Source organism: Streptomyces kebangsaanensis (assembly GCF_001906585.1).
GTDB lineage: Bacteria > Actinomycetota > Actinomycetes > Streptomycetales > Streptomycetaceae > Streptomyces > Streptomyces kebangsaanensis.
In genome coordinates, this window is record NZ_JUJA01000154.1 from 64,646 (window position 1) to 73,842 (window position 9,197).

At 73.1% G+C, this 9,197-nt stretch carries 10 protein-coding genes and 1 pseudogene; 9 read left to right on the forward strand and 2 right to left on the reverse strand.

Going from position 1 to position 9,197, the window contains the following annotated elements; all coding sequences use genetic code 11:
• The 9 genes from RH94_RS44570 to RH94_RS25415 all read left to right on the forward strand — a co-directional run.
• On the forward strand, positions 1-412 hold a 412-nt coding region (locus RH94_RS44570; RefSeq protein ID WP_234426042.1), incomplete at its 5' end, for a S26 family signal peptidase.
• Between the two features lie 125 nt (positions 413-537).
• Positions 538-1,314 carry a signal peptidase I gene (lepB, locus tag RH94_RS25380; protein WP_073950263.1) on the forward strand — a complete coding sequence of 259 codons (777 nt, stop codon included), beginning with the start codon at positions 538-540 and terminating at the stop codon, positions 1,312-1,314.
• The gene (locus RH94_RS25385) at positions 1,304-1,816 is read left to right on the forward strand and encodes an NUDIX hydrolase (RefSeq protein WP_073950265.1); all 513 of its coding nucleotides are present in this window, start codon (positions 1,304-1,306) and stop codon (positions 1,814-1,816) included. Before lepB ends, RH94_RS25385 begins: the two co-directional genes overlap by 11 nt.
• Positions 1,817-1,872: 56 nt before the next feature.
• A complete protein-coding gene (locus tag RH94_RS25390) occupies positions 1,873-2,181 on the forward strand; it encodes a DUF2469 domain-containing protein (protein ID WP_008745401.1) in 309 nt (102 codons plus the stop codon).
• A 99-nt stretch (positions 2,182-2,280) separates the two neighbouring features.
• Positions 2,281-2,682 carry a YraN family protein gene (locus RH94_RS25395; protein ID WP_073950267.1) on the forward strand — a complete coding sequence of 134 codons (402 nt, stop codon included), beginning with the start codon at positions 2,281-2,283 and terminating at the stop codon, positions 2,680-2,682.
• A complete protein-coding gene (locus RH94_RS25400; protein WP_073950269.1) occupies positions 2,682-4,307 on the forward strand; it encodes a YifB family Mg chelatase-like AAA ATPase in 1,626 nt (541 codons plus the stop codon). The genes RH94_RS25395 and RH94_RS25400 overlap by 1 nt, the downstream gene beginning before the upstream one ends.
• Positions 4,304-5,464 carry a DNA-processing protein DprA gene (dprA, locus tag RH94_RS25405; protein WP_073950271.1) on the forward strand — a complete coding sequence of 387 codons (1,161 nt, stop codon included), beginning with the start codon at positions 4,304-4,306 and terminating at the stop codon, positions 5,462-5,464. Before RH94_RS25400 ends, dprA begins: the two co-directional genes overlap by 4 nt.
• Before the next feature lie 263 nt (positions 5,465-5,727).
• Positions 5,728-6,570 carry an RNA polymerase sigma factor WhiG gene (gene whiG, locus RH94_RS25410; RefSeq protein WP_073950272.1) on the forward strand — a complete coding sequence of 281 codons (843 nt, stop codon included), beginning with the start codon at positions 5,728-5,730 and terminating at the stop codon, positions 6,568-6,570.
• Between the two features lie 75 nt (positions 6,571-6,645).
• Positions 6,646-7,203 carry a TetR/AcrR family transcriptional regulator gene (locus RH94_RS25415; RefSeq protein WP_073950274.1) on the forward strand — a complete coding sequence of 186 codons (558 nt, stop codon included), beginning with the start codon at positions 6,646-6,648 and terminating at the stop codon, positions 7,201-7,203.
• A gap of 472 nt (positions 7,204-7,675) precedes the next feature.
• Here the strand turns inward: RH94_RS25415 and RH94_RS25420 are convergent, their stop codons facing one another.
• Positions 7,676-8,656 carry an alpha/beta fold hydrolase gene (locus RH94_RS25420; protein WP_073950276.1) on the reverse strand — a complete coding sequence of 327 codons (981 nt, stop codon included), beginning with the start codon at positions 8,654-8,656 and terminating at the stop codon, positions 7,676-7,678.
• Between the two features lie 317 nt (positions 8,657-8,973).
• A pseudogene (locus RH94_RS44575) lies at positions 8,974-9,197 on the reverse strand (M23 family metallopeptidase); the annotation flags it as partial.

Below are 9,197 nucleotides of genomic sequence, written 5' to 3' on the forward strand. Positions count from 1 at the left end.
GCCGTACGTCTACCCGGGCAACACGCCGTGCTCCGTCGACTCCGAGGGCGGCCAGTTCAAGGTGAAGGTGCCCCAGGGCTTCATCTGGGTCATGGGCGACCACCGGCAGAACTCGCGGGACTCGCGCTACAACCAGAACGACAGGAACCACGGCATGGTCCCGGTCGAGGACGTCGTCGGCCGTGCCATCGTCAAGGCCTGGCCGATCAACCGCTGGGGCACCCTGCCGGTTCCGGACACCTTCGACCAGCCGGGCATCGGTTCGCAGCCCTCGGCGGCGGGCGCCCTGACGGTGGCCCCCCACGGCGTGGCCCTGACCGCGGTCGTGCCGGTGGCGCTGTGGCGGCGTGGGCGGGCCGCGAAGGTCCGGGTCGGCGCGGGGAGCGCGACGACGGCCACGGGGAGCCGCTGAGCCACCGGGGCGCCGTCCTCGGCGGGACCGCGGCGGGTCCGTGGTGAAACCCTCGTGAAGACCCCGGCGGTGGCCGGGAAGGAGGGGCTGCCCGCTCTCGGTACCGCCGGGTAGGGTGCGGGTCCATGGGTGGCGAGAGCACGACGCGTACGGCCCCGCGCGGCGGCGGCACAGGCAGGGGCCCGGCGGGCGGCAAGGTCGGACAGCGACTGTCCGGGCTGGTCGTGGCGCTGGGCCTGGTGCTGTTCCTCGGCGGATTCGCGTGGGCGGCGGTGGCCTACCGGCCGTACACGGTGCCCACCAGTTCGATGGCGCCGACCATCGACATGGGTGCCCGGGTGCTGGCCCAGCGGGTGGACGGCGGCGAGGTGCGCCGCGGTGACGTCGTCGTCTTCCATGACAAGACGTGGGTGCAGAACGCGCCCGTGGTCAAGCGCGTGGTCGCCGTCGGCGGCGACACGGTCTCCTGCTGCAAGCAGGGCAAGCTGACCGTCAACGGCAAGCAGATCGACGAGCCCTACCTGAGGGGCCGCGCCGCCGCGGCCGGCGGTTTCCCCAAGGTGGAGGTGGGGCGGGGCCGGCTGTTCCTGCTCGGCGACGAGCGCCAGGGCTCCCTGGACTCCACCGCCCACCTCACGGACGCGGCCGAGGGCACCGTCTCGCGCGACGCCGTGAGCGCCCGGGTCGACGCCGTGGTGTGGCCGATGAACGGCATGCTGGAGCGCCCCACCGGCTTCGAGGCACTCGGCATCCTGTCCCAGCCGGGCCCGCTGCGCACGATGGCCCTGATGATCGTCTCCGGTGCCGTCCTCGTCCTCGGCGGGGCCGCCTACGATCCGGTCGCCAAGCTGCTGGGCGGCTCACGCGCCCGCGCCCGGACGGAGCCGGCCGGTGCCCGCTGAGGCCGCGGACGCGTTCGAGGGCGGGCCGCGCAAGGTGGCGCGGGTGGTCCTGCTCGACCCCGCGGACCGCATCCTGCTGCTGCACGGCCACGAGCCGGGCGACCCGGCCGACGACTGGTGGTTCACGCCCGGCGGCGGCCTGGAGGGGACCGAGACGCGGGAGGAGGCGGCCCTGAGGGAACTCGCGGAGGAGACCGGCATCACCGGGGTCGAGCTCGGCCCGGTGCTGTGGCGCCGCAGGTGCTCGTTCCCGTTCGCGGGCCGACGCTGGGACCAGGACGAGTGGTACTACCTGGCCCGTACGGACCGGACGGCGATCGCGGCCACGGCCCTGACCGAGCTGGAACGGCGCAGTGTCGCCGGAGCGCGCTGGTGGACGTGCCAGGAACTGATCCGGGCACATGAGACGGTGTATCCGACCAGACTCGCCGAGCTGCTGCGCACGCTGCTCGACGAAGGCCCCCCGGCCGGGCCCGTGGTGCTGGACACGGAGATTGTCTAGCGGCGGACGGGACTGGCGCACAATGGTGGGACCGCACGGCTGAAGGGGAACATGCCATGAGCGCCGAGGACCTCGAAAAGTACGAGACCGAGATGGAGCTCAAGCTCTACCGGGAGTACCGCGACGTCGTCGGTCTGTTCAAATACGTGATCGAGACCGAGCGGCGCTTCTACCTCACCAATGACTACGAGATGCAGGTCCACTCGGTCCAGGGCGAGGTGTTCTTCGAGGTGTCGATGGCTGACGCCTGGGTGTGGGACATGTACCGGCCGGCCCGGTTCGTGAAGCAGGTACGTGTCCTGACGTTCAAGGACGTGAACATCGAGGAGCTGAACAAGACCGACCTGGAGCTGCCCGGCGGGTGAGAGGGCCGGTCGTCGTCGCTCCGCATCGCTCGTACGGGTGACTGAGTTGTCCACAACCGGCGAGTAACCCACCAAGATCCACTCGGTCGGGGCGGATGCGTGACCGTTGGCGCCGGAGGTGGTGCCGACATGAACACCCATCGGGCACGCAACGCACTCGGCAGGTACGGAGAGGGCCTGGCCGCCCGCCGGCTGGCCCAGGCCGGCATGACGGTCCTGCAGCGCAACTGGCGCTGCGGCAGGACCGGCGAGATCGACATCGTGGCCCGGGAGGGCGACGTCCTGGTCGTCTGCGAGGTGAAGACCCGCAGGCAGGGCCTCTTCGAGCATCCGATGGCCGCGGTCACCCCGGAGAAGGCCCAGCGGCTGCGCGGCCTGGCCGAACGCTGGATCCAGTGCCACGGAGGGGCGCCACCCGGGGGCGTCCGCATCGACGTGGTCGGCGTCCTGCTGCCCCGGCGCGGCGCGCCCGTCGTCGAGCACGTACGGGGGGCGGCCTGATGGGATTCGCGCGTACGTGCTCCGTGGCCCTCGTCGGCGTCGAGGGCGTGGTCGTCGAGGTCCAGGCCGACCTCGAACCGGGCGTCGCCGCGTTCACCCTGGTGGGCCTCCCGGACAAGAGCCTGACCGAGAGCCGGGACCGGGTGCGGGCGGCGGTGGTCAACTCCGGCGGCGAATGGCCGCAGAAGAAGCTCACGGTGGGCCTCAGCCCGGCCTCGGTGCCCAAGGCCGGCAGCGGCTTCGACCTGGCCGTGGCCTGCGCGGTGCTCGGCGCCGCCGAGCGGATCGACCCCGGGGTGCTCGCCGACCTCGTCATGATCGGTGAACTCGGCCTGGACGGGCGGGTCCGGCCCGTCCGGGGCATCCTCCCGGCGGTGCTGGCCGCCGCGGACGCCGGATACGAGCAGGTGGTCGTGCCCGAGTGCGCCGCCACCGAGGCCGCGCTGGTGCCCGGCGTCTCCGTGCTCGGCATCCGCAGCCTGCGGCAGCTGATCGCCGTGCTGACCGACGAACCGGTGCCCGAGGAACACCCGGACGAACCCGGCCGCCCCGATCCCCTCCTCGCGGGTCTGCGCGTGCCCGGCACGGGCGCGGCCGCCGGCATGCACAGCGTGGGCGCCGCCCAGCACGACCAGGAACACGACCTCGCCGACGTCGTCGGCCAGACCTCCGCCCGTACGGCGGTGGAGGTCGCCGCGGCCGGCGGACACCACCTGTTCCTCGAAGGGCCGCCCGGCGCGGGCAAGACCATGCTCGCCGAGCGGCTGCCCGCGGTCCTGCCCCGACTCGCCCGGCAGGAGTCCCTGGAGGTCACGGCCATCCACTCGGTGGCCGGGCTCCTGCCGCCGGGCAAACCGCTGATCGACCTCGCCCCCTACTGCGCCCCGCACCACTCGGCCACCCTGCAGGCCCTCGTCGGCGGCGGCCCCGGCATGGCACGGCCCGGCGCCGTCTCCCTCGCCCACCGGGGCGTGCTCTTTCTGGACGAGACCCCCGAGTTCGGCAGCCACGCCCTCGACGCACTGCGCCAGCCCCTGGAGGCGGGCCATGTGGTGATCGCCCGCAGCGCCGGAGTCGTGCGGTTCCCGGCCAGGTTCCTGATGGTCCTCGCCGCCAACCCGTGCCCCTGCGGCCGCTTCTCGCAGCGGGACAGCCTGTGCGAGTGTCCGCCCTCGGCGATCCGCCGCTACCAGGCCCGGCTGTCCGGGCCGCTGCTCGACCGGGTCGACCTGCGGGTCGAGGTCGATCCCGTCACCCGCTCCGAGCTCGCCCGGCGCGGCGCCCGCGGCGAGGCCACGGCGACGGTCGCCGACCGGGTGCGGGCCGCCCGGGAACGCGCGGCGGCGCGCCTCGCGGGAACGCCGTGGCGGACCAACAGCGAAGTCCCCGGCCGCGAGCTGCGCAGCCGCTGGCACGCGGCCGCCGGCGCGATGGAGGAGGCCGAACGCAGCCTGGAGCGCGGTGTCCTCACCGCCCGCGGCCTCGACCGCGTCCTGCGGGTCGCCTGGACGGTGGCCGACCTCGTCGGCCACGACCGGCCCGACGCCACGGACGTCGCCCTGGCGCTGCAGCTGCGCACCGGAGTGCCGCGCGGCGTGCCCATGGCCATCGGGGCACCGGCATGAGTCCCCCGGCCGGGCCCGACCGCGAACTGCTCGCCCGGGTCTTCCTCAGCCGGGTCCTCGAGCCCGGGGACGGGGTCGGCGGGCGGTGGCTGCGGGAGCTCGGGGCGGAGGAGGTGGCCCGGCGGCTGCGGGACGGGGCACCGCGGCTCGCCGGGGTGTCGGACAAGCGGTGGGCGGGACTGTGCGCGCGGGCGGCCCTGACCGACCCCGAACGGGACCTCGCCCTCGCCCACGAGACCGGAGCGCGGTTCGTGCGCCCCGGCGACATCGAGTGGCCCGCCCAGCTCGACGACCTCGGCGACGCCCGCCCCACGGGACTGTGGGTGCGCGGCCGGCCCAGCCTGCGGATGTGGGCGCTGCGCTCGGTCGCCGTGGTCGGCGCCCGAGCCTGCACCCAGTACGGTGCCCACATGGCCGCCACCCTCGCCGCCGGCCTCGCCGAACAGGGCTGGGTGGTGATCTCCGGCGGCGCCTACGGGGTCGACGGCGCCGCCCACCGCGGCGCGCTCGGCGCAGGCGGTGCCACCGTCGCCGTCCTGGCCTGCGGCGTCGACCGGCCCTACCCGCGCGGACACACCGAGCTGATCACCAGGATCGCGCAGCAGGGCCTGGTCGTCGGAGAGCTGCCGCCCGGTGACCACCCGACGCCGAGCAGGTTCATCGTCCGCAACCGGGTCATCGCGGCGCTCACCCGGGGCACCGTGGTCGTCGAGGCCGCCCACCGCAGCGGGTCGCTGGTCACCGCGCGGGCGGCGCAGCGGCTGGGCCGCCACACCATGGGGGTGCCCGGCCCGGCCACCAGCGCGCTCTCCGCCGGCGTCCACGAACTCCTGCGCGGCGGGGCCACGCTGGTCACCGACGCCGCGGAGGTCGTCGAGCTGGTCGGCGCCATCGGCGAACTCGCCCCCGACCGGTGCGGCCCCGTCCTCCCGCGCGACCTGCTGGAACCCGACGCCCGGCAGGTCCTGGCCGCGCTGCCCGCCCGCGGCGCGGCGACACCGGCCGAGATCGCCCGCGGCGCCCGGACGACCCCGGACGACGCGATCGCGAGGCTGTACGAACTCCGATCGCTCGGTTACGTCGAACGACTCGGCGAGGGATGGAAGTTGACACGCCAGGCGGTGGTATCGGCCCGGGCTGGCCGGAACGGATGCTGACCGAGCGTGTTCGGCCGTCCGGGGTAACCCCGGACTGCTCCGGAGATTCCCGCAGTTGGGCGTTTTCCCGGTCACCCAGGGTGACGTGCGCGACCCGGCGGGGCGCACAGCGGAACGAATCCGCGCACGCTCCGCGCCCCGCCGTTCGCGCACCGCGACTCTCCAGTCACGCTACGCTCACGTGGTTCCGACCAGAGAGACGACCCCGACCGACAGCTCACCCAGACGCCCGCACTCCACGGCAGAACGGCACAAGGCGACGAATGCCCCAGCACACCTCCGGACCCGACCGGGCGGCGATCCCCCCAGCCGCCCGTGACGGTGGCAGCGTGCGGCCGCCCGCTCCCTCGACGCTCGACGAGCTGTGGCGGTCGTACAAGGCGACGGGGGACGACCGGCTGCGGGAGCAGCTGATCCTGCACTACTCGCCGCTCGTCAAGTACGTCGCCGGCCGGGTGAGCGTCGGTCTGCCGCCCAACGTGGAGCAGGCCGACTTCGTCTCCTCCGGGGTCTTCGGGCTCATCGACGCGATCGAGAAGTTCGACATCGACCGGGAGATCAAGTTCGAGACCTACGCGATCACCCGGATCCGGGGCGCGATGATCGACGAGCTGCGGGCGCTGGACTGGATCCCCCGGTCGGTGCGGCAGAAGGCGCGCAACGTCGAGCGGGCCTACGCGACCCTGGAGGCCCGGCTGCGGCGCACCCCGACCGAGGGTGAGGTGGCCGCCGAGATGGGCATCCCGGTGGACGAGCTGCACGCCGTCTTCAGCCAGTTGTCGCTGGCCAACGTGGTGGCGCTGGAGGAGCTGCTGCACGTGGGCGGCGAGGGCGGGGACCGGCTGAGCCTCATGGACACCCTGGAGGACACCGCCGCCGACAACCCGGTGGAGGTGGCCGAGGACCGGGAGCTGCGCCGGTTCCTGGCCCGGGCGATCAACACGCTGCCCGACCGGGAGAAGACCGTCGTCACGCTGTACTACTACGAAGGCCTCACACTGGCCGAGATCGGCAACGTGCTCGGGGTGACCGAGAGCCGGGTCAGTCAGATCCACACCAAGTCGGTGCTGCAGCTGCGCGCCAAGCTGGCGAGCTTCGGGCGCTGACCCGGGTGGAGTGCCTCCCGCTGCGGGTGGCGCGTCCGTACAGTGGTTGACGTGCCAAGGATTCGAGCGGCCTCCGTGGCCGAGCACCGGTCGATGCAGCGAGCCGCCCTGTTGGACGCGGCACGGACCCTGCTGTCCGAGAGCGGGACGGAGGCGCTGACCTTCCCGGCCCTGGCCGAGCGGACGGGGCTCGCGCGGTCGTCGGTGTACGAGTATTTCCGGTCACGGGCCGCCGTGGTCGAGGAGCTGTGCGAGGTCGACTTCCCGGTGTGGGCCGCGGAGGTCTCGGCGGCCATGGCGGCCGCCGGCGGACCGGAGGCCCAGGTCGAGGCGTACGTCCGCAAGCAGCTGGAGCTGGTGGGGGACCGGCGGCACCGGGCCGTCGTGGCGATCTCCGCGAGCGAGCTGGACGCGGGCGCGCGGGAGAAGATCCGGGCCGCCCACGGAGGGCTCGTCGCCATGGTCGTCGAAGCGCTCGGGGAACTGGGGCACGAGCAGCCCCGCCTCGCGGCGATGCTGGTGCAGGGGGTCGTGGACGCGGCTGTGCGGAGGATCGAGCTGGGCGCCGCGGAAGACCCTGAGCTGATCGCGGAGGCCGCGGTGGGGATGGCTCTGCGCGGGGTGCGCGGCTGAGGCACCCTGGCTGCGGGCGGTCGTGCCTCCCCCAGGGCGGCACGGATGGGCACGGGGGTGCCCCCTGCTCGAAGAGCTCGGGGGGAGGCACCCCGCAAGCGCGGGCGAGCGCGCCCGTCCCCGCCCAGCCACAGTCAGGGGCACGACTGCCCGCGGCCAGTGCTGCGACCGGAAAGGTTCACCGGCTCGCGACGCCCGGCACGGCACCTCGCCCAGCCTTCGGCCGGGGTACCCCCACGCCGCGTCGTCGCCTCACCCGAGCACATCCCGTACACGGGCGATGCTCCGCCTTGCGATGCTCCCCCACTGCCCGAAGGGCGTGGGAGGTGCCCCCAGCACCGGACGCCGCGAGCTGGCTCTGTTCATGAGAATGAGCAGCGTCTCGACAGCGGTTTGGGCAGCAGTGGCGCCTTTTCGCATGGCGCGGATGTTCACGTGTTTCGACAGCACTGGGCGGCGCTGCGTGAATGCGTCAGGCGGGCAGGGCGGCGAGCCAGTCGGTCAGGAGCCGGTTGACCTCGGCGGGACGTTCTTGCTGGATCCAGTGGCCGCAGCCGTCGAGGAGGTGGGAGGAGATCAGGCCCGGCAGCGTGACCGGGTACGCGTTGATCGCGTCGGCCAGCCAGGTCGTGGAAGCGTCCAGGTTGCCGCCGATGAACACCGACGGCTGGGTGATGGGGGCGCCGTCGAAGGCGGCGAGGTCCTCCCAGTCGCGGTCCATGTTCCGGTAGCGGTTGAGCGCTCCGGTCAGGCCGGTGCGTTCGAACTCCCCGGCGTAGACGTCGAGGTCGCTCTCGCTGAGCCAGGCGGGCAGCCGGCCGGCGGGGAACCGGTCGCGCAGCGTCCCGTTCCTGCTGACGAAGTGCGGATCGGGAGCGCCGGGTTGGGGCATGGTGTCGGCGGACAGGGCCGCGTAGAAGCCCGCGAGCCAGCCGCGTACATCGGGTTCGATCTCGGCCTCGGCGCGGCCCGGCTGCTGGAAGTACGAGACGTAGAACTCCTCGTCCCCGTCCATCTGGGCGAAGACGTTGCTGGGGCGGGGCCCGCCGCGCGGGGTGTAGGGAACGCTCAGCAGTCCCACCGCGCGGAAGACCTCCGGCCTGAGCAGGGCGGAGTTTGCGGCGATGGTCGCGCCCCAGTCGTGGCCGATGACCACCACCGACTCCTCGCCCAGGGCGTGCACGACCGAGACGTTGTCCTCCACCAGGTCGAGCATCCGGTACGCGTCCGTTGCGGTCGGCTTGGAGGAGCGGCCGTAGCCGCGGACGTCGATGGCGACCGCGCGGTATCCCGCCGCCGCGAGTACCGGCAGCTGGTGGCGCCAGGAGTACCAGGACTCCGGGAAGCCGTGGACGAGCAGCACCAGCGGCCCGGTTCCCTGCTCCGCGAGGTGGATCCGGCCTCCCGGCGAGGACACCAACCGGTGTGTGATCTCCGCTGCGTGCTGCGACATGCGTCTCCTCCAGGGCTGTCGGTCTTCAGTGCCCCCGGGACGGCCACCTTCCGCCGTTCCGCCGGCTCAACGCCGATCCTGCGGAAGACCCCGTCCAGAAGACGAGTTCGTTTGCCGATTCAGCAAGCCCAGCCCTCGACGGTGGGACCGACGCAGTCGGTTGTCACTCCACGATGCTGCGGCCACGGGGCTGCCTCCCGTTCTCACGAACATCGACTCCGGCCGCTGCTGGCTGCCTCCCTACGAGATGAACAACTGCTGCCGCTACTTGTGAACAAAGCCAGCGAGCTTTCCGGCAAGCCCTTCCGGTCACAGCGCTAGGGGGAAGGCAACGGCACTCCCAGTACCGGCAGCAGTCTCGTCGGGCCGTTCAGCAGCCACGGCGGGAGCAGCAGCAGGGGGTTCAGGTAGGTCTTGACCCGCAGCAGGCCCCAGTGCACGCACGTCCCCCCGCAGTGCGACCCCGTCGTGGCCTCCACCGTGCCGATGACCGCGCCCGCCGTCACCTCGTCCCCCTCCCGTACCGACGCGCTCACCGGCT